Below are 19,381 nucleotides of genomic sequence, written 5' to 3'. Positions count from 1 at the left end.
AGAGTGACGACAGTACGCATCGATCGAGAACGAGAATCTGCATGGCGAGCAGCGCGACCGCCTCCAGAACGTAGGACGATAGAGCCATGGCCATCCACCCGGCGATCGTGATCAACTGCGATGGCTACAAGTGCGACGCGAAGCTCGCCTCATCGGGCCGAACGCGGTCAGCTACCGCGGCGCGCGAGGGCCCGTGCTTGCGTTCGGGTGGTCGACAAACGACGAAGTCGACTGGTGTCCGTCCTGCAACCCTGACGTCGATGAGTGAACCCGGCAACCGGCCGGAGTGACCTCGATCCGGCGCCTCAGCGCGGCTGTGGCCGTTTCCTAACCCCCCGGTCCATCGCGCGCGCACGCCACCATCGCCGCGCGAACCGCCACTGTCCGCGAAACCAACTCGGCCGGGAGAGGCCCAGTTCATCAAGCGGGCGGTGATACTCCCTCCCTCCGCTGTAGAGCGCTGCCCCATCCGCTTCCGCGTACGAGCGGTGCGCGTACGGCTCGCGCCCATGACCCTTGAACTGAACGAAGAAAATCGGTGTGTTGCGGTACTCGTCGCCGATCGGGTCGATGTGCTCGATGTACTCGAACGGCACGAAGCCCACTTCGAGCACGTTCGGGCCCTGAGTCGAAGTCTGTCGCAGCGTCAATCGACCATCGTCGGCTTGCCAGGTGTTCACAATCCCGCTGACGAACTCCACGCCGTTGTGCCGCACCCCGAGCATCTCGGCACGTTGCTGCACCCAGCCACGCATCGTGAGGCGATTGTCGCCGTCGTAGTCGCGCTCATAGCGAGACGCGTTGACGATGAGGACCTCGGGCAGTTGTTGCGGCGGAGCGTCACGGAGGATCTCGTGGACTTCTCGACGTAGGACGTCGCGCCGCGCTAGTCGCTGGCGGAAGTCGAGGCGTCGGCCGAGCCCGAACACGATGAAGGTCACGGCGGTGCTGACGGCGAGTCCGAGCACGCCAACGACCAAGTTCCAGTCAACGGTCACACCTCGAACCGTAGCCTCACAGTGACCTTCACCACGTCAATACCAAAAAGCCAATAATATAGATTATGTCAGCATAATGCTCTCTCGACTCCACCGTCAGCGGGGATGCGGACAGTCCAAATGTGGCGTTACCAGCCGTAGAGCTTGGTGATCTCCAGCTCCGCCGGCACAGTTCCCGCCGTGGGGATGTGTACCTCAGCCGCTGTTCTATTGGCTTAGGCCCGCACCGGAGCCTGCTCGACATGCTCTACATCGGATCGAAAGAGTCCGGGCACGGCATCATCTACCGGCTACCACGTGCTGCGTGGCGTGCCGGGGCTTAACGCGCTCGATAGGTGGAATCCTCAAGGTAGCCCGCCGCCCGGTGACCGGACTCTCGCAGAGGGTCCGAGAGGGCTTTGCGAATCCTAGACGTCGACGGCGTCACCAACTCGCCCACGCTCCGCCCCAGGCCAGAGAGGCTGCCGCGATGCCCCGACCGCTCCCACCTACCGACGTTGAGGATTCCGCCGCCGATCGCTTGCGATGGCACGTTGAGGTGCTGCGATGGTCACGGACGGCCTGCTCGTTTGCGACGATCGACACGTGCCCGCCGGCGATGAGCTCCTCGGCGATCTCGGGCGCGGTGATGGCGGTCGCGGTGCGGAGCCGGAGGGTGAGGTCCGCTTAGGCGGTGTTGGGTTTCGTCGGGTCGGCTGGGTCGCGGAACCGGTGCACGGTCGACAGTTCCACGGTCGCGGAGGCGCGTTGGGCAAGCATGGCCATCGCGCCGGCGTGCCCGACGGGCATCGCCTGGTACTGATCTCCGACCATCGTGATCCCGGCGTCGGTCTCCTTCGCGACGATGGCGAGGGGGTGCGCGGCGTCGAGGTAGACCATGGACGGTTCGTCGACGACGATCCGGTCCCCGTCACCGAGCGGGAACGTCCGCCCGTACTCGAGCGCGTCGGCGCGGCCCGGCTGCCGGGGCTGTTCGGGGAGGCGTGACCAGGTGGTGCGGCCGATGCGGGGGTCGGACTTCCACCGGAGGCCGTGGCCCATCAGCACGCGGTGCAGTGACGACGCGGTCGTGCCGATCTCCCGGCCGACCACGGAGGCGGCCTTCTTCGTCGGCGCGACGAAGACCATCCGCCGGCCCAGGACGGAACCGGCGGGGCGGGGCCGAGCCGAGCCTCCGGACCGTCGGCGGTGAACGAGAACGGCCGGCTCCCGTGGGGGCCGGCCGTTCGTCGTGTGCGGTGGGGCTACGCGTTCACGCCCTCGGCGAGGACCGCGGCGGCGGGGTCGAAGTCCTCGGGGAGCGGCTGGATCGGGTCGATCGACGAGGTGATCTCGACGGCCTGGCCCGACTCGGCAGCGTCTCGGATGCCGAGCATGACATCCAGCGCGTGCGACGCCACGGCGCCGGAGGCGCGCTCCGGCCGGCCCTCCGCGATCGCGCGGGCCAGCTCGACGACGCCCGTGCCACGGCCCCAGGTGGAGCCCTTGTGCGCCAGGGTGGTCGGTTCGTCCTTGCCGAGCGTCCACAGGGTGCTGTCGCCGTCGAAGACGTTCGGGTCCGGCAGCACGATGGTGCCCTCGGATCCGTTGATCTCGACGAAGCCGTTGCGGGGCAGTGCGTGCTGGAACGACAGCGTCGTCTGCGCAGACTGACCACCCGCGAACGAGATGAGCGCGGCGTGGTGCGTGGGCACCTCGACGGCGAACTCGGTGCCGGCGCGGGGGCCGGAGCCGATCACGCGGGTCTCGCGGGACTTCGACGACACGGCCTGCACGCGCGAGGCGGAACCGAACGCGTGCAGGAGCGTCGTGACGTAGTACGGGCCGATGTCGAACAGCGGACCGGCGCCCTGTGCGTACAGGAACTCGGGGTCCGGGTGCCACTGGTCCGGGCCCGGAACGTGGAACATCGTCGTCGCGGTGAGCGGCGTGCCGATGTCGCCGCGTGCGATGGCCCGGATGGCGGTCTGGATCCCGGCACCGAGCACGGTGTCCGGTGCGGTCGCGTAGCGGACGCCTGCTGCCGAGGCGGCGGCGAGCAGGGCCTGCGCGTCCTCCGCGTTGGTGGCGACGGGCTTCTCGCTCCAGGTGTGCTTGCCGGCAGCGATGATCTGCTGGCCGACCTTGGCGTGCTCGGCCGGGATCGTGATGTTCACGACGATCTGGATGTCGTCGCGGGCGAGGAGCTCCTCGACCGTGCCGGACGCCGGGACGCCGTACTTCTCGGCCTGGGACGCCGCGCGCTCGAGGATGAGGTCGGCGACCATCAGGACCTCGACGTCGGCGAACTGGGTGAGGTTCGTCAGGTACTGGTCCGAGATGTTCCCGGCACCGATGATGCCGACTCCGACGCGGCTCACGCGGCGCTCCCGGCGGTGTCGTTCGCCTTCAGCCAGGCGAGGGACTCGGTGATGCCCTCGAAGACGTCGCCCTTGTAGGCGTCGAACTCGACGACGCGGATGGCCTGCGGCGCCGCGGCGAGGATGGCCGGCACGTCGACGTCGCCCTGGCCGGCCGGGGTCTGGTTCTCGAAGGCACGCTGCAGGGCCTCGGGGACGATGAGCGCGCTCTCCGACGACGGCAGTGCCGTGCGGATGTCGCCGTCGACCTTGCCGTCCTTGACGTGGATCGCGACGACGCGGTCACCGAGGGACTGCAGGACCGCGGGGGCGTCCGCGCCGCCGACCGTGGCCCAGAAGGTGTCGACCTCGAGCACCGTCTCCGGGCTGATCTGCGAGACGAAGAGGTCGTAGACGGTGCGGCCGTCGACCTTGTTCGTGAACTCCCACTGGTGGTTGTGGTAGCCGAACTGCAGGCCGCGGGCGGCAGCCTCGGCAGTGAGCACGTTGACGCGCTCGGCGATCTTCGCGACGTCGTCGGCGGTCTGCCAGCGATCGGTCGGGATGAACGGGTCGATGACGGTCGTGATGCCGAGGCGCTCCGCCGCGTCCCAGATCGGGGCGGTGTCCTCGGCGTCGATGACGGCGACGTGACCGGACGGGGCCTTCAGGCCGGTGGCGGCGAAGGCGCGCTCGAGGTCGGCGGCGCGCTCGACGAATGCGTACGGCTCGACGTTCTCGTAGCCGATCTCGGCGACGCGGGCGATCGCATTGTCGAGGTCTTCGGCGATGGCGTCGCGCAGCGAGTACAGCTGCACAGAGGTGGTGGGCATTGCAGAGGCTCCTTCGGTCCTGGCTCGGGCGTTCTCGACCCGCCGGGACGCGATGCTCCGCGGCGAGATCGGGTACGACGCTACCCGAAAAACCATCCGGTGTGCAGTTTTTGCGACGGTCTGTTGCAGCCCTGTCCTCATGTCCTGACCTTCCGATGTATGCTCGCGTTTGGAAAAACCTTGCGAAGCACGGTTTTCATCGACTCAAGGAGGCGTCATGAGCACACCCGAACCCGCGGAGACACCGGTCCTGCTGCACCCGGAAGAGGGCATCACCCAGCCGGTCAGCACGATGCGGGTCGGGATCGGCTACCAGATCGCGCTGTTCCTCGGGCAGTTCGGCCTCTTCGTCGCGCTCATGGCACCCGTGTACGTGAGCATGCAGCTCAAGGCCGAGGCGCTGGTCGGGTCCGACGCGGCGAACGTCATCGGCTCGGTGCTGCCGATCGGCGCGTTCGGTGCGCTCATCATGAACCCGCTCGCCGGAGCGCTGTCCGACCGGACCCGCACCCGCTGGGGACGTCGTCGCCCGTGGATGCTCACCGGCGTCGTCGTGTTCGCGTTCGCCCTCGCATGGATCGCGTTCGCCCCGGACACCACGCAGCTCACCCTCGGATGGCTCCTCGCGCAGCTCTCGGCGAACACCGTGCTGGCGACCCTGACCGCGAGCTTCGCCGACAACGTGCCGCAGTTCCAGCGCGGGAAGTCGTCGAGCATCATCGCGCTCGCGCAGAACATCGCCGTCCTCGCCGGGACCTACCTGTCGGTGTTCTTCGTCGCGAACCTGCCGGTGCTGTTCATCGCGCCCGGCATCCTCGCGATCGTCCTCGTGGTGGTCTACGCCGTCGTCGCCCGCGACGACCTGCCCACGTACACGCTCAAGAAGTTCACCTTCGTCAACCTGATCTCGTCGTTCTGGACGAACCCGATCAAGAACCCGGACTTCGCCTTCGCCTGGTGGTCGCGCTTCCTGATCATCTTCGCGACGTTCATGTTCACGACGTACCGCCTGCTCTACATGAAGCAGCACATCGGGATCACGAGCGACGAGGAGGCGACGGCGTCCGTCGCGTTCGGTGTGCTGCTGTACACGATCGCCCTGCTCGTCAGTGCCGCGCTCTCCGGCTGGCTGTCCGACCGGCTCGGCCGCCGCAAGGTCTTCGTCGGCGGGTCCACCGCGCTGTTCGCCGTCGGGCTCGTCGTCCTCGCGCACGCCGACACCGTGCACGGGTTCTACGTCGCCGAGATCATCATGGGCTTCGCCTACGGCATCTACTCGGCGATCGACACCGCCCTCGTCGTCGACGTCCTGCCGAACGCCGACCGACCAGGGAAGGACCTCGGCGTCATCAACATCGCGAACGCGCTCCCGCAGTCGCTCGCCCCCGCTGCGTCGCTGTTCTTCCTGAAGTTCGGCACCGGTGGCACGCCGGACAACTACGAGCTCATGTGCTGGGCGGCCGGGATCGTGGCCATCATCGGCGCGCTCGTCGTGATCCCGATCAAGCGCGTGCGCTGATAGCTTCTGGCGTCATGACGAACCCGACGGTCGACGTGGACCGCAGGCACCTCGCGCGGTGGCGGAACGCGATCATCGTCGCGTTCGGCCTCGGCGGCATCAGCCTCGCCGCATGGGGACCCCGGCTCCCCGAGATCCGTGCGGAGCTCGGCGTCGACACCGGCACCATCGGGCTCATGCTCGGCGGCGTCACGATCGGGTCGATCGGTGGCCTGCTCTCCGCCGCGCCGCTGCTGCGGCGACTCGGCGGACGGCAGGCCCTGACGGCCGTCGTCGTGCTCGTCCCCGTCGCGATCGCCGTGCTCGGGATCGCGGCGGCGCTGCACTCCGCGCCGCTCGCCGCCGTCGCGTTCGTCGTCGCCGGTGCCGGGATCGGCTCCCTCGACGTGATGGCGAACGTCGAGGGCACGGCCATCGAGGCCCTCGCGGGCCGCACGCTGCTCCCGTTGATGCACGCCGCATGGTCGGGAGGCGCGGCGCTCGGTGCCGGGATCGCCGCACTCTGTTCGGCACTCGGCATCACGGTCTCCACCCAGTTGGTGGTGGAGGCCGCGGTCCTGCTCGTGGTCGGCGTGGTCGCCATGCGCGCGGTGCCCGACGGCACCCGCGCGGAGGAGCACGACGACACGCTGACACCCGGGCAGCGCATCCGCGCCTGGGCCAGGGGCTGGGCGGACGTCCGCCTGCTGATGATCGGTGTCGTCATGCTCGGCGTCGAGCTGGGCGAGGGATCGGCCAACAACTGGCTCGCACTCGCCACCACCGACGGGCACGGGCAGTCCGCGACCGTCGGCGCGCTGTTCTTCACCGTGTTCGCGGTGTCCGAGGCGGCGACCCGTGTGTTCGCCGGTCCCGTGGTCGATCGGCTCGGTCGGGTCCGGACCGTGCGCTGGACGACTGCGCTCGGCATCCTCGGGGCGATCCTGTTCATCGTCGGCGGCACCTGGTGGCTCACCCTGATCGGTGTGGTCCTGTGGGCCGTCGGCGTCTCGATGGGCTTCCCGCTGGGGATGTCGGCCGCGGCGCAGAGCGGCCCGAACCCGGCCGCCCGCGTGAGTGTCGTGGCGTCCATCGGGTACTTCGCGAACTTCGCCGGACCGCCCGTCATCGGTGCCATCGCCGTCCACCTCGGCGCGCTGTCGGCACTGTGGCTCGTCGCGGTGCTGTTCGTCGCGGCCTTCGCGGCGTCCGGGTCGCTCCGCCCGGCGCGGAGCGCCGGGACCGACGCGCCGGGGCCGCACCGAGCCTCCAGGGCTAGCGTGGACTGATGCTCGACGCCGCCACCGTGACCTACGACAGCCCAGCAGGACGCATCCGCGGATCGCGGGACGGCGACGTCATCCGGGTGCTCGGCGTGCCGTACGCGCAGGCCGAGCGGTTCCGGCCGCCGGAGCCGATGCCCGTCTTCGAGGACGTGTTCCACGCGGACTTCTCGGCACCGGTGGCCCCGCAACCCTCCGCGACGGTCGTCGACCAGCTGCTCCACGAGATCGATGCCGAGGTCGACGAACGCTGCCAGGCGCTCTCGATCACGATCCCGGCTGACCTCGGCCCCGACGAGCGACTGCCGGTCATGGTGTGGATCCACGGCGGCTCGTACGTCATCGGCGGCGGCGACGTCCCGATCAACGACCCGTACGACCTGGTCCGAGAGCAACGCGTCGTCGTCGTGACGGTGACGTACCGGCTCGGGGTGCTCGGGTTCCTCGGCGACGGGGAACGGATCCCGGCGAACCTCGGGCTGCTCGACCTCGTCGCGTCGCTCCGGTGGGTGCACGACAACATCGCCGCGTTCGGCGGCGACCCCGATCTCGTCACGCTCTTCGGGCAGTCCGCCGGAGGGGACGCGATCGCGCACCTGATGATCAGCGAGGGGACCGCAGGGCTCTTCCGCAGGGCGATCGTGCAGAGCGCACCGCTCGGGCTCTCGCGCGGACGTGCGCGGATGAACCGTGCGATGGTCGAGGCGGTGGGGCCGATGTCGGCGGACACCTCGCTCGACGAGCTGTACGAGCGACAGGCCCGCGGCACCCGGGTCGGTGGCCGGTACGGGCTCCGCGGCGGGATGCCGTACGGCACCCAGTACGGGTTCGCGCCGCTGCCGGCCGAACGTGACCTCGCCGAGGCCTGGCGGCGGGTCGCGCCAGACGTCGACGTGCTCATCGGGTCGGGATCGGACGAGGCCGGGATGTACGTGCCCGTGCTCCCTGGACTCAAGCGCATCGTTCGGAACCGGGTCGCGCGGTCGCTCGTGCGGTGGTGGCTCGTCCGGCCGCTGACCGAGGCGATCTACGGGCGTGACGCCCGGGCGTTCGCGGAGCGGCACCGGTCGGGCGGCGGGCGCGCGACCGTCTACCGGCTGCTCCGCGGCGCGACCGCGCAGCCGACCGGGGCGGTGCACATGAGCGACCTGCCGCTGCTGCTGGGACGCAAGGAGGCGTGGGCCGGCAGCCGGTTCGTGCCCGAGCGGGACTGGCCGGAGGTCGAGCGTCGCGGCCCGGGTGTGCGGGCGATCTGGGCGGAGTTCGCGCGGACGGGTCGCGTCACTGCCCGCGACGACGAGACGCTGGTGTTCGACCGCGGCTGAACCGTCAGGGCCCCCCGCCGTTGTCGACGGTGCCGTCGGGTGGGGGCAGGATGTCCGCTGCGACCCAGGGGAACACCCAGGTGAACAGGACGAACACGAGTGCGGCGAGCAGCACGATCAGTTCGAGGATCTTGAGGGCGGTCGGGCCGGGCAGGAGTCGCCACACGAGCGGGAAGATCACTTGGGGGTCTCCGAGAGTTCCTTCGGCGTCCCCTCGGACGCGGGCATCCAGTAGTCGAGCTTGGCGTGGGTGATGTAGCGCTCCTTGGCGGACCACATCGGGTGGCAGGCGGTGAGTGTCAGCCAGCGGTCGTCGGCGGTGGGTTGGACGCCGGGCTTGTTCGGGACGGGGGCGATCGTCTCGATGTGGTCGGGTGTGACGATCTGGCTGTCGGTGACCTTGTAGACGTACCAGACGTCGAAGTTCGTGGCCTTGTCGGTGACGCGGACGACGATCGCGTCGTCGGTCGTGAGTTCGGCGATCTGGTTGAGCGGCTTGCCGTAGGTCACGCGGTGGCCGGCGACGGCGAAGTTGCCCTCGGCGCCGGGCATCGCGGTGTCCTGGTAGTGGCCGAGTCCGATGGTGTTGAGGACCTTCTCGCGGTTCGTGCCCTCGCCGATGGGACGGTTGTAGTCCGTTCCGAAGCGCGGGATCTGCATGGTGCCGAAGACGTCCGTGACGTTCGGCGGCTCCGCCAACACCGGTGCGGTGCCGCGGTGCTCGGTGCCCGCAGTGGGCTTGGTCGTGGTCTGCCCGAGGTCCTTGACGAGCGCGGTCTGTTCGTTCACGGCGACGACGTCGGTCCACCAGCCGGTCCACACCACGTACAGCCCGGTGACGGCGCCCGCGATGATGAGCAATTCGGCGATGAGCGAGACGATCGCAGCGCCGATCGTCTGCCGCGGCCGGGCGTTCGGGCGGTGTCGCGGAGTGCGCGACCCCTGCCAGGGATCCGGCGCCGACCGGACCCACCCGTTCGCCGACGTCGCATCGAGCACGCCGTCTCGCCCGCCGGTCACGCGACGACGAAGAACTGGTCGCCGATGTCGACCCGTGAACCGCGGGGAGCCGGGACGGTCGTGCCGGGGTGGCACCGCTGCCTGGTGCCCTCTCGCACCACGGTGGTGCCGTTCGCCGAAGCGAGGTCCTCGACGTTCAGTCCGGCTCCGTCCACGGTGAAGCGCAGGTGGGCGTTCGACACGCTCCGCGTGGGGTCGTCGAACCGTACCGGGTTCTCCACCCCGAGCGGTCGGCGACCGAGGACGCCCGAACCGGACACGTCGAGGATGGTCCCGGTGCTCGTGAAGAGCTTGGCCCGACTGACCGGTTCGGTGCGGCGTCGCGTGCTCACGATCGTGCGTTCGAGCGACTCGATCTCGTCGAGTTCCGTCTCGGACGGCGATCCGGCGTTGACCGGCGCCGTGTCGGTCGACTCGACGCTGGTCGCCTCAGCCGGGTGCTCCGGTGGTGCCGGGTGCTCCGCCGCTGCCGGGGGTTCCGGTGGTGCCGGGTGCTCCGGTACTGCCGACGGTTCAGGTGTTGCCAGGGCCCCTGGTGCAGCTGCGGGAGCCGAGGGGATCGATGGGGACGGTGGGATCGGAGGCAGGAGCGGTCCGACGGGGTCGGGGAGGTCGACCGGGTCGGGCAGGGGGTCTGGCTCGGGGGCGACCGGCATCGCGATGGTCTCGACGACCGGGGCGGCCGGTGAGGCGCTCACGGTCGCGGTCCGCTCGGTCAGGTCGATCGTGTCCGTCCTGCCCACCGATGCGGTGGTGTCGATCGTGGTCGGAGCGACGACCGCGGGCATCTCGTCGATCTCGACCGACCCGTCCGATGCGACGACGAGGTGCCAGTTCCCCTCGGCGCCGGTGGTGTGCAGGCGAACGGGGTGCCCGGACTGCCGGGCGAACTCCGTCACGATGTCGAGCGCTGCTTCCCGTGCGGCTTCGGACGAGGCGTGCGACGACGTCTCGGTGTGGTCGTACCCGCCCATCGTCAGCAGCCCGGACGGGGAGATGTGGACGGTGATGGCAGGCGGTTCGCCTGTGTGCGTGGAGAGCATCGCAGATCCTTCGAGTGTGGTCATGGTCAGTCGGTCGGGACGGCGGCGGTCGCTGCGCGGACCTGCCAGCCGGACCCGTTCCTCGAGATGACGAGTCGGTACTCCTGGTCGAGAACGGCGCCGCCCGGGGTCGCCCACCGGACCTCGGCGAACCCGACTCGCTGGTCGTCGCCGCCACGCTCGACCCGCCAGTCGAGCAGCTCGGTGTACTGGAGCGTGCCGTCGAGGCCGGTGGAGGCGTTCCCGGTCTCGGAGAGTGCGACGTCGCCACGACTGAGCGCTGCGAAGTACTGCGCGACAGCTGGGCGTGAGCGCGTGCTCGTCCGCGCATCGAGGCGGAAGGACGACGCCGTGCCGGTCGGCGCCGCGGCTGGGACACCCACCGACGCTGGGAGCCCGGAGACCCACACGCGGGCGCCGACGACCGTGACGGGGACCTGGAGCGACATCGTCGAGGTCGCGTCGGTTCCGTCGGCATCCGGCGTCGTCACCGGCACGACGACCGTCACGATCGCGTGCGAGGCGTCCACGTAGGTGAAGCCAGCGGCACGGGCCGCGCCGGCGGTGGAGGTTCCCTTCCCGTCCCACCCGGCCTGACCAGGCGTGCCGCCGACCATCAGCTGCGAGAGGGCCTCTGTCCGCGCCTGTCGGTCCGACTCGTCCCACGTGAAGTACACCTCGGCGAAGCGCTCGGCAGTCGAAGCCGCCACGGCCTGCGGGAAGGTGGCCGACGCGGGGGCGCTGCTCGCACTCACCGGTGCGAACATCGATCGGACGCCGAGGGCGAGGGTGAGCACGGTCGCCGAAGCGACGAGGATCTGGATGGTCCGCACCCAGGACTGGCGGCCACCGCGCGAGCCGAGCCCGACCACGTCGCGGACGACCTCGGTCACCGAGCTGCGCAACGTCCCGGTCCCACCGTCGGTGTCGCGCCGGGAGTCGGCTGCTCGCGGGCGTGTGCCGGCGCGCCGAGGCGGCGCATCGGACACCGCGGACTCGACGGCCGGCGTCGGGGCCGTGGCTGACGCCGTGCGAGCTGCCGGCGCCGACTCGGGGTCCGGGTGCGGGAGCGGAGTCGGGGACGGAGGTGACGCGGTCGGCGGCTCGGTCGTCGTGCCGGCCGGCGCCTCCTGCACTCCGGGGAGCGGCGCGTCGACCGGGACGAGGGTGGCGGGCGGGGTCGTCGGGACGGGGACCGGGACGAGGGTGGCGGGCGGGGTCGTCGGGACGGGGACCGGGACGAGGGTGGCTGGCGGCGTCGTGGAGGCGGGGACCGGCGTCGGCGAAGTCAGGACGGTCGGCACCGGCTGCGCCGTGGACACCGGCACGGGAGGGATCGACAGTTGCGTCGACGGTGACGGGAGTGCTGCCGAGGCGGGCACGTCCGCGGTGGATGCGGGAGCGGCTCTCGTCCAGCCGGTCCCTCCCGCGGGCCTCGGCTCGACGACCGATGCCGCCGTCGCCGAGCGAGCCCACGCGTCGACCGTGCGGGTGGGCTGCGCAGACTCGGCGCGGGCGCGGCGCTCGCGCAGCTCTCTGCGCGAGAGAAGTGCCTCTGACATGCAAGCTCCTCGGTCGGGTATCCCAAGGATACTACAAATATCACATATACCAATAGTATTTTGTAAAACGGGATGCGCGTCCCCAGAACTGGCGGTCGCGCGGCACATCGCCGAGCCGGACAATCGACCTCATGCCCGCGACCGACGACCCCGACCTCCGCGCGCACATCGTCGCGGCGGGGATCTTCGCCTACCGTGCGGCCGACTTCCACGAGGTCGGGCCGGCCGAGGTCGCCGTCCACGCCGACATCACGGTCGAGGAGTTCCGTCGGGTGTACCCGGTGTGGGAGCTGTTCGTGGTCGCCGTGATCGACCGCTGGAACACCGCCCAGCGTGCAGCGCTCCGGTCCATCGCGGAGCAGGACGGTGCCGTCGCGTACGTCCGAGCCCGACTCGAGACGGGGCTCGGCGACCCGGCACTCGTCCGTCTCCGCCTCGCCCTGCTGAGTGCGGCGTCGAACCCCTCGCACGCAGCGGCGGGGTGGTTCCGGAAGCAGTACACGACGTCTTTCGAGGACCTCACGTTCGCCCTCGCCCGCGACGTCATCGCCGGCCGCGAGTCGAGTGGTTCCTCTGCACGGCACGGCGCCGAACAGCTCCTCGCACTGTACGAGGGGCTGCAGCTGCAGTCGCTCCTGCGGGACGACGTCGACCTGCTGCCCGGATTCGACCGCGCGGTCGCACGGATGCGCGTCGGCTGGGGAGCGGTCCAACCGGTCGAGCGGTCGTCGACGGGTGCCCACCGGAGCCGCAGGAGCCGAAGGGGGATCAGGTGGTGAACGGTCGGACGAGCTCTGCGGGCGTCGCCGAACGGACCGCCGCGATCAGCCGTCGTCCCTGCCACCACTCGTCGCGTCGGATCTGGAACGCGAACCCGTCGGAGTCCACGATCGTGAGGCCGTCGTCACCCCGGGTCCCGACCACGGACACGCCGGACAGATCGATGACCCGGGCGTCGCCGCCGCGGGGGAGCAGGACCAGGTCGGTTCCGTCCAACCGGACCCGCATGCTCGCCCACCCCGGCAGGAAGGCGTCCCGGTAGGTGCTGCTCGACGACGACCTCGTGAGGTGGCGGGCGTCCTGGACCGGACGCCCCGGAACTCGCTCGTCGACCACGAGACCGTGCCGGGCGGCGACCGCGCGGAGGCCGGCCTCCGGAGCCTCGGGCTCGTCGTCCAGGAGCTCCGCGTCCTCGTCGACGCACACGATGAGCCCAGGCAGGGCGGCTCGGAGCGCCGTCAGGAGCCCGGCGATCTCGTCGGCGGACACCGGGTGGTCGATCGGCGTCGCACGGCGGAGTCCACGGAGGCGGTGCAGCGCGGCATCGGTCAGTCGCTGATCTGCACGGGTCCCGCTGTCGAGGTGGTTGAGGGCGCGCGCGGCATCGATCGTGGCGATGGACTCCTCGCTCGGTCCGACCTCGGCGACCCGGTGGACCGTCGCCACGAGCAGGTCGACCGCTGCGGCGAGGTCCTCGACGGCAGGGTCGATGGTGACGACGACGGTGCTCGAGGCGGTGTCGACCTCGACGAACGAGCCGTCGACCGAGTAGGTGAGCCCCGCGTCGAGTCGGAGTGCCCGGAAGACCTCTTGCTCCAGCACCGCGTCGAGCAGCTGCGCGTGCTCCGCCGGGACGAGCACCGAGAGCGCGGCGCCGCTGAGCCCGGACTCCACCATGACGCCGCCCCTGACCTGACCGGACCACGAGGGCACGGGACCTGCTGCGCGGCCGGACGGCAGCTGGACCGTCAGGGCATCAGCCGGCACCGCGCCTCCGGCGACGGTGACGACCGCGTTCTCCGCCACGAACCAGCGCTGCACCCACGCCCGGACCTCCTCGGCGCTGATGCCGTGGGTCGCTGCCCACCCGGCACCGGCACGACCAGGACCCGTCGGGCCGAAGCGGACCGTGTGGATCGACGGGACCTGCTCGCTGTACCGCAGGCGGTCCTCGCCCGCGAGGATCTTCCGCTCGTGCTCGACCTCGGCCGGTGTGACGTCGACCAGCGACCCGACGGCGTCCGCCATGCGCACGATGCCGGCGATGGCCTCCTCGGCCGTGCTCGCGGTCACGGAGAAGATCGTCGCCCAGTCGTCGGTGGTCGCGTTGTGGGGAGCCGCGATCGGCAGTGCGCGGCGGACGGCGAGGTGTTCGACCAGGTGGGTGATGCCGGCCAGTCGGACCGGCTCGTCCGAGGATCCGACGCCGAAGAACAGCATCGCCTCGACGGGACCGTCGGCGGGGGCATGGAGCACGGGGACCGTCGCGTTCGTGTGGAGCACATCGGAGTATCGCCCGGATCATCGACCTCGGCATCGCCCCAGTACGAGGGCGCGGGACGGTCAGTCCAGCTCGAGCCGCATCACGTACCGCCGCACGGTCGGGTGCGTGACCTCACGGAAACCGGCATCGACGAAGGCCGACCGCGCGCCCACGAAGAGTTCGCCCCAGATGTCGTCCTTGCCTTCGGCGAACTGCATCGGGTACCCCTCGACCGCTCTCGCCCCGCCCCGTCTGGCGTGCTCCACGGCGCCGACGACGAGCGCGCGGCTCACGCCCTGCCGTCGGAACCCCTTGCGGACCACGAAGCAGGCGATCGCCCACACACCGTCGTCGTCGCGGTCCTCGTCACGACCGGACCACGGCACCCGGGTCTTCCGGAGCCGCACGAACGCGGGTCGGGGCTCGACGGCTGCCCACCCGACGGGCTCGCCGTCACGGTAGGCCACGATGCCCGTCGTGTCGCGCGCGCTCGGGTCGTCGCAGCCGACCTCGGCCCGGAAGCGCCTGGTGCGCTCGTCGTTCGGCATGTCCGTGAACGCGCGGTCGAGCAGCTTCAGCCACTGGCAGTGGCACGTCCCCGGATCGCCTCGCTCGCCGAAGACCAGGTCGAGGTCGCTCCAGGGCACCTCGTTCCCCGGTCGGAACGTGATCTGCCCATGGGTCGTGTCCGTCGTCATCGCACGCCGTCCCTCCGGTCCGGATGGCGATCACGATAGCCGTCACCCCGGACGTCGCGTCGGCTGCGTGGTCGCCGGGACGGCCGGGAGGCTCGGCGCGGCACGCGTGCACCGGCTCGGCATGCTGGGATGGTCGGGTCATGGAGTACACGGACTACGACACCCGGCTCGCTGCGTACGGCGTGGTCACCCACGAGGGTCGGGTCCTGCTCGCCATGCAGCGGTTCCCGGAGGCGGGGACGTGGGCGCTGCCAGGCGGCGGGGTCGAGTACGACGAGAGCGTCGAGCAGGCGGTCGTCCGTGAGTTCATGGAGGAGACCGGGTACGAGGTCTCGGTCGGCGGCCTGCTCGGGGTGCGACACCACCTGGTCCCCGCGGAACGCCGGATGCACGAGAACGGCCGGCCGATGAAGGCCGTGCAGGTCGTGTTCCGGGTGACCATCACCGGCGGCGAACTGCGGGACGAGGCCGACGGGTCGACGGAGCGGGCGGACTGGATCCCGATCGCCGAACTCCCGCACCACCGGCACGGCCTGGTCGTCCCCATCGCGCTCGGCTGGGCCGGAGCCCTCACCGCCTGAGGGCCGCGCTACTCGGCGATGACGCTGAAGACGTTGCCGGACGGGTCCGTGAACCACGCGATGAGCGGGCCGCCCTTGCGGTTGATGCCCTTCTCATCGGTCATGCCCTCGTAGTGCAGGAACTCGACGCCCTTCGCGGCCAGCTCGTCGACCGCGGCGTCGACGTCCGGGACGGGGAAGTTCAGCACCGTGAACGCCGCGGGTTCGTGGGCGGGGCCCTTCGGGTACGCCAGCACCCAGCGTCCGCCGCCGAGCTGGATCGAGAGCATGCCGTGGTCCTCGGTGACGTCGAGGCCGAGGACATCCGTGTAGAACGCCTTCGCCTCCGACGGGTCCCGCACCGAGAACCCGCTGAACGCCTTCGTCGCATCGATGACCATGCCGACAGTGAACCACTCTGCGAGGATGAGGGCGTGCCTGTGGAGGGATCGGTCGACGAGGCCGTCGAGCGTGCGGTCGAACTGGCGTCCTCCGGTCGTCGGGCGGTGCTCGGCATCGCCGGAGCGCCAGGCGCGGGCAAGTCCACGCTGGCCAGACGGGTCGTCGCCGCCGTGGACGACCGGTTCGGGCACGGGACGGCCGTGCAGGTCCCGATGGACGGCTTCCACCTGGCCAACGTCGCGCTCGACGCGCTCGGGCGGCACGACCGCAAGGGCGCGGTCGACACCTTCGACGCCGACGGGTACGTCGCGCTCGTGCGGCGGCTCGTGGCTGCTGACGAACCGGTCGTCTGGGCGCCGGACTTCGACCGCCGCGTCGACGAACCCGTTGCGGGCAGCATCGCCGTGCCGCGGGCGGCCACGCTCGTGGTCTCCGAGGGCAACTACCTGCTCGACGACACCGAGCCGTGGGCGGCGCTCCGCGACCTCTTCACCGAGACGTGGTCCTGCGTCGTGGACGACGGCGTCCGCGTCGACCGTCTGGTCGGCCGGCACATGCGGCACGGTCGCGACCACGAGGCGGCCGTTCGGTGGGCGATCGACGTCGACGGCGTGAACGCCGCACGCGTCGCTCCCACGGTGAGCCGAGCCTCCCGGATCGTCCGGACCTGACCACCTGAACGAAGGAACCGACATGACCATCGCCATCACCGGCGCGACCGGCAACATCGGCGGTGCCGTCGCCCGCGCGCTCGCCGCGGACGGCGTGCCGTTCCGGATGATCGTCCGCGACGCCGCACGGGCTCCTGCCCTGCCCGGGACGGACGTCGCCGTGGCGACGTTCGACGACGTCGACGCCGCGCGCACCGCGCTCGAGGGCATCGACGTCCTGCTGATGGTCTCCGCCGCAGAGGCCGAGGACCGCTTGGCGCAGCACCGCGCCTTCGTCGGGGCGGCGGCGACGGCCGGTGTCCGGCACGTCGTCTACACCTCGTTCTCGGGCGCGGCCGCGGATGCGACCTTCACACTCGGCCGCGACCACTGGGCGACGGAGCAGGCGATCCGGGCCACGGGCATGGCGCACACGTTCCTGCGGGACAACTTCTACCTGGACTTCGTCGAGGACCTGGTGGGCGAGGACGGGGTGATCCGTGGGCCGGCAGGCGACGGTGCGATGGCTGCCGTCGCGCGCGCGGACGTCGCACGGGTCGCGACGGCGGTACTCGAGCACCCGACGGCGCACCTCGACCGGACCTACGAACTCACCGGTCCCGTGGCGATCACCCTGGAGCAGGCGGCCGCGACGGTGCGTGCCGAGCGGGGCCGCACGGTGACGTACCACCCGGAGACGCTCGACGAGGCCTACGCGTCGCGCGCGCGGTGGAACCCGGAGCCGTGGCAGGCCGATGCGTGGGTGAGCACCTACACGGCGATCGCCGAGGGAGCGCTGGCACACGTTTCCGGGGACGTCGAACGGGTCACCGGGCGGGCGCCGATGACGCTGCAGGACGTGCTGCGCGCCGGCTGACGGTGGATGTCGGTCAGGGCACCCGGCGGGCGGACAGGGTCCCCACGATGCCGAGGGTCAGGACGGCCACGAGCACGACGAGCAGCGGCGCGGTCCAGGCGTTCGTCGCGTCGTGCAGCGCCCCGGCGACGAGCGGCCCAGCCGACCCGATCAGGTAGCCTCCGCCCTGCACGAACGCGGACATCCTCCTGGCGTCGTCGTCGGTCGACACCAGTCGCACGATGATGATGAAGATGACGGTGATCCCGCCGCCCTGGGCTGCCCCGCCGAGGACCGACCACAGCAGCCAGAGCTGCGGCGCGAACAGCAGCCCGAGTGGCATCGCGAGCCAGAGGAACGCCACCAGGGACAGGATCGCCCTGGGGCGCCAGCGGGAGGCGAGCACGGGCACGCCGAGCGCCCCGACGACCGCGAGGATCTGGAACACCGACGAGCTCGCACCCGACGACGCCTTCGAGAACCCGATCTCGTCGTGCAGCAGCGTCGGGATCCACGCCGTGAGCGCGTAGTACGAGAACGCCTGACCGCCGAACGCCAGCGTGAGCCCGATCGTCACCCACCTGGCCGGGCGGGCAGCGGCAGCGGAGGGGACGCGGATCGCACCGGTCCCGAGGACCTGGTCGATCGGTCCGGTCACGACCGCGGGTTCGGTCGGCGTCCCGGTCGCCGGGCGCATCCACGCGGCGCGTGCCCCGACCGCGGAGGTCCAGGCCAGCCCGGCGACCACGGCGAGAAGCCCCCACACCGCGATCGCGACCGGCCAGCCCCACACGGATGCGAGCGGTGCGGTGGCGAGCGACGTCAGCATCGACCCGACGTTGAGCGCTGACGTGTACACGCCGGTAACGATCCCGACGCGCTCCGGCGAGGTGTCCCGGCGGATGACGACCGGGATCACCACGTTGCCGATGGTGATGCCGATGCCGATCACCGCGGTGCCGATCAGCAGTGCCGCGGCACTCGGGACCGACCGGAGCACGGTTCCGGCGAGCACGATCACGAGCGACAGGGACAGTGCCCGCTCCGGGGTCGCCTTCGCGATCACCCAGCTCGCGAGCGGCGTGGCGAGGGCGAAGCACAGCACCGGGATGGTCGTGAGGAGCCCGGCGACGGTGGTCGTCAGACCGAGGTCGAGCCGGATGTCGCCGATCACCGGCGCCGGGGCGACGATGGGGCCGCGCAGGTTCAGCGCGACGAGCACGATGGCCGCCGGCAGCACCCAGCCGGCGCGGCGCAGTGCGGCTGCGCGGGTCACGAACGGGCGCTGGCGTCGGCGGTGGGCGCGTCCGGCGCAGCGGCGTCCGGGAGCAGGATCGGCAGCAGGTCGAGCGGGGTGGCTGCCTGGGCGATGGTGCCGTCGGCCTCGGCGGGGGAGCCGTACCCCCACTCGGCGAAGACCACGGGGACGCCGTGCACCCGGGCTCCCTCGACGTCGTGCAGCCGGTCGCCGACGAGCACCGGACGCGAGACGTCGAACCCGCGGGCGTCGAGGCGCTTCAGCGCTTCCTCGACCACGTCGGCCTTCGAGGAGCGGACCTCGTCGTCACTGGCGCCGGTGATGATGTCGATGTCCCCGGTCAGTCCGTAGTGGTCGAGGATGTACGTCGCGGGGGTCTCTGGTTTGCTCGTCGCCGTCGAGATCGGCAGTCCGGCCTCGTGCAGGGTGCGCAGGACCACGTCGATGCCGGGGAACATCGCGGAGTCGAGGGCGCCGTGCGAGAAGTAGTGCTCCCGGTAGACGGCGAGGGTGCGGTCCGCGAGCTCCTGGTCCATGCCCATCGCGTCGCGGAAGGTGTCGAGGATCGGCGGCCCGACGAACGACATCAGCGTCTCGTGGTCCGGGACGGGCACGCCGACCTTGCGGAACGTGTACGTCAGGCTCTCCAGGATGCCCGGCGCCGAGTCGCTGATGGTTCCGTCGAGGTCGAAGAGGATGGCGCTGAACGGGCTTGTCATGACCTGCCCAGCCTAACCGGGGCGGTGGACCGGGCCCACCTGCGGGTCGTGACGCGTCGGACGGGGGCGAGCAG

At 70.8% G+C, this 19,381-nt stretch carries 20 protein-coding genes; 7 read left to right on the top strand and 13 right to left on the bottom strand.

Annotated features, from left to right (window positions below):
- Window positions 1–305 precede the first annotated feature (305 nt).
- The 4 genes from ACEN9V_RS11390 to ACEN9V_RS11375 form a co-directional block, all read right to left on the bottom strand.
- Window positions 306–998, bottom strand: a complete 693-nt coding sequence (locus tag ACEN9V_RS11390; protein WP_413600404.1) for a hypothetical protein — start codon at window positions 996–998, stop codon at window positions 306–308.
- Between the two features lie 666 nt (window positions 999–1,664).
- Window positions 1,665–2,126: an AAA family ATPase gene (locus tag ACEN9V_RS11385; protein WP_413600403.1), complete on the bottom strand. Its 462-nt coding sequence runs from the start codon at window positions 2,124–2,126 to the stop codon at window positions 1,665–1,667.
- A gap of 116 nt (window positions 2,127–2,242) precedes the next feature.
- The gene (locus ACEN9V_RS11380) at window positions 2,243–3,358 is read right to left on the bottom strand and encodes a Gfo/Idh/MocA family protein (protein ID WP_413600402.1); all 1,116 of its coding nucleotides are present in this window, start codon (window positions 3,356–3,358) and stop codon (window positions 2,243–2,245) included.
- Window positions 3,355–4,170, bottom strand: a complete 816-nt coding sequence (locus ACEN9V_RS11375) for a sugar phosphate isomerase/epimerase family protein (protein WP_413600401.1) — start codon at window positions 4,168–4,170, stop codon at window positions 3,355–3,357. The genes ACEN9V_RS11380 and ACEN9V_RS11375 overlap by 4 nt, the downstream gene beginning before the upstream one ends.
- Before the next feature lie 217 nt (window positions 4,171–4,387).
- Here ACEN9V_RS11375 and ACEN9V_RS11370 point away from each other — a divergent pair, with 217 nt between their 5' ends.
- The 3 genes from ACEN9V_RS11370 to ACEN9V_RS11360 are packed head-to-tail and all read left to right on the top strand — an operon-like array spanning window position 4,388 to window position 8,276.
- Window positions 4,388–5,689 (top strand): MFS transporter, encoded by a 1,302-nt coding sequence (locus tag ACEN9V_RS11370; RefSeq protein ID WP_413600400.1) that lies wholly within the window; start codon window positions 4,388–4,390, stop codon window positions 5,687–5,689.
- 14 nt (window positions 5,690–5,703) lie between these two features.
- Window positions 5,704–6,957 (top strand): MFS transporter, encoded by a 1,254-nt coding sequence (locus ACEN9V_RS11365; protein ID WP_413600399.1) that lies wholly within the window; start codon window positions 5,704–5,706, stop codon window positions 6,955–6,957.
- On the top strand, window positions 6,957–8,276 hold the full coding sequence (locus ACEN9V_RS11360) for a carboxylesterase family protein (protein WP_413600398.1): 1,320 nt from the start codon (window positions 6,957–6,959) through the stop codon (window positions 8,274–8,276). The genes ACEN9V_RS11365 and ACEN9V_RS11360 overlap by 1 nt, the downstream gene beginning before the upstream one ends.
- A gap of 4 nt (window positions 8,277–8,280) precedes the next feature.
- Here the strand turns inward: ACEN9V_RS11360 and ACEN9V_RS11355 are convergent, their stop codons facing one another.
- Genes ACEN9V_RS11355 through ACEN9V_RS11340 form a run of 4 tightly spaced genes read right to left on the bottom strand, consistent with a single transcriptional unit; the run spans window position 8,281 to window position 11,901 of the window.
- Window positions 8,281–8,457: a hypothetical protein gene (locus tag ACEN9V_RS11355; protein WP_413600397.1), complete on the bottom strand. Its 177-nt coding sequence runs from the start codon at window positions 8,455–8,457 to the stop codon at window positions 8,281–8,283.
- A complete protein-coding gene (locus ACEN9V_RS11350; protein WP_413600396.1) occupies window positions 8,454–9,296 on the bottom strand; it encodes a class E sortase in 843 nt (280 codons plus the stop codon). Before ACEN9V_RS11350 ends, ACEN9V_RS11355 begins: the two co-directional genes overlap by 4 nt.
- Window positions 9,293–10,363, bottom strand: coding sequence for an FHA domain-containing protein (locus ACEN9V_RS11345; protein WP_413600395.1), 1,071 nt, complete (start codon window positions 10,361–10,363; stop codon window positions 9,293–9,295). The genes ACEN9V_RS11350 and ACEN9V_RS11345 overlap by 4 nt, the downstream gene beginning before the upstream one ends.
- A 2-nt stretch (window positions 10,364–10,365) precedes the next feature.
- Window positions 10,366–11,901 (bottom strand): conjugal transfer protein, encoded by a 1,536-nt coding sequence (locus ACEN9V_RS11340; protein ID WP_413600394.1) that lies wholly within the window; start codon window positions 11,899–11,901, stop codon window positions 10,366–10,368.
- 131 nt (window positions 11,902–12,032) lie between these two features.
- Between ACEN9V_RS11340 and ACEN9V_RS11335 the strand changes: the two genes are divergently transcribed.
- Window positions 12,033–12,680, top strand: coding sequence for a TetR family transcriptional regulator C-terminal domain-containing protein (locus tag ACEN9V_RS11335; RefSeq protein ID WP_413600393.1), 648 nt, complete (start codon window positions 12,033–12,035; stop codon window positions 12,678–12,680).
- Here the strand turns inward: ACEN9V_RS11335 and ACEN9V_RS11330 are convergent.
- The gene (locus tag ACEN9V_RS11330; protein WP_413600392.1) at window positions 12,670–14,184 is read right to left on the bottom strand and encodes a M16 family metallopeptidase; all 1,515 of its coding nucleotides are present in this window, start codon (window positions 14,182–14,184) and stop codon (window positions 12,670–12,672) included. The genes ACEN9V_RS11335 and ACEN9V_RS11330 overlap by 11 nt on opposite strands.
- Window positions 14,185–14,244: 60 nt before the next feature.
- On the bottom strand, window positions 14,245–14,862 hold the full coding sequence (locus ACEN9V_RS11325) for a GNAT family N-acetyltransferase (RefSeq protein ID WP_413600391.1): 618 nt from the start codon (window positions 14,860–14,862) through the stop codon (window positions 14,245–14,247).
- A gap of 140 nt (window positions 14,863–15,002) precedes the next feature.
- Here ACEN9V_RS11325 and ACEN9V_RS11320 point away from each other — a divergent pair, with 140 nt between their 5' ends.
- Window positions 15,003–15,443 (top strand): NUDIX hydrolase, encoded by a 441-nt coding sequence (locus tag ACEN9V_RS11320; RefSeq protein WP_402727631.1) that lies wholly within the window; start codon window positions 15,003–15,005, stop codon window positions 15,441–15,443.
- A gap of 8 nt (window positions 15,444–15,451) precedes the next feature.
- Here the strand turns inward: ACEN9V_RS11320 and ACEN9V_RS11315 are convergent, their stop codons facing one another.
- A complete protein-coding gene (locus ACEN9V_RS11315) occupies window positions 15,452–15,823 on the bottom strand; it encodes a VOC family protein (RefSeq protein ID WP_413600390.1) in 372 nt (123 codons plus the stop codon).
- 33 nt (window positions 15,824–15,856) lie between these two features.
- Here ACEN9V_RS11315 and ACEN9V_RS11310 point away from each other — a divergent pair, with 33 nt between their 5' ends.
- The gene (locus ACEN9V_RS11310; RefSeq protein ID WP_413600389.1) at window positions 15,857–16,495 is read left to right on the top strand and encodes a nucleoside/nucleotide kinase family protein; all 639 of its coding nucleotides are present in this window, start codon (window positions 15,857–15,859) and stop codon (window positions 16,493–16,495) included.
- Window positions 16,496–16,517: 22 nt separating this feature from the next.
- Complete coding sequence (locus tag ACEN9V_RS11305; RefSeq protein ID WP_413600388.1) at window positions 16,518–17,351, top strand: SDR family oxidoreductase; 834 nt, start codon at window positions 16,518–16,520, stop codon at window positions 17,349–17,351.
- Window positions 17,352–17,364: 13 nt separating this feature from the next.
- On the opposite strand, the gene ACEN9V_RS11300 is transcribed toward ACEN9V_RS11305, so the two are convergent.
- Together ACEN9V_RS11300 and ACEN9V_RS11295 are read right to left on the bottom strand one after the other, a co-directional pair.
- On the bottom strand, window positions 17,365–18,606 hold the full coding sequence (locus tag ACEN9V_RS11300) for a CynX/NimT family MFS transporter (protein ID WP_413600387.1): 1,242 nt from the start codon (window positions 18,604–18,606) through the stop codon (window positions 17,365–17,367).
- Window positions 18,603–19,307, bottom strand: coding sequence for an HAD hydrolase-like protein (locus ACEN9V_RS11295; protein WP_413600386.1), 705 nt, complete (start codon window positions 19,305–19,307; stop codon window positions 18,603–18,605). Before ACEN9V_RS11295 ends, ACEN9V_RS11300 begins: the two co-directional genes overlap by 4 nt.
- Window positions 19,308–19,381: the final 74 nt, after the last annotated feature.

Source organism: Curtobacterium sp. Curtsp57 (assembly GCF_047324335.1).
Taxonomy (GTDB): domain Bacteria; phylum Actinomycetota; class Actinomycetes; order Actinomycetales; family Microbacteriaceae; genus Curtobacterium.
The sequence above is the reverse complement of the archived record's forward strand: the minus strand, read 5'-3'. Positions and strand labels throughout refer to the sequence as shown.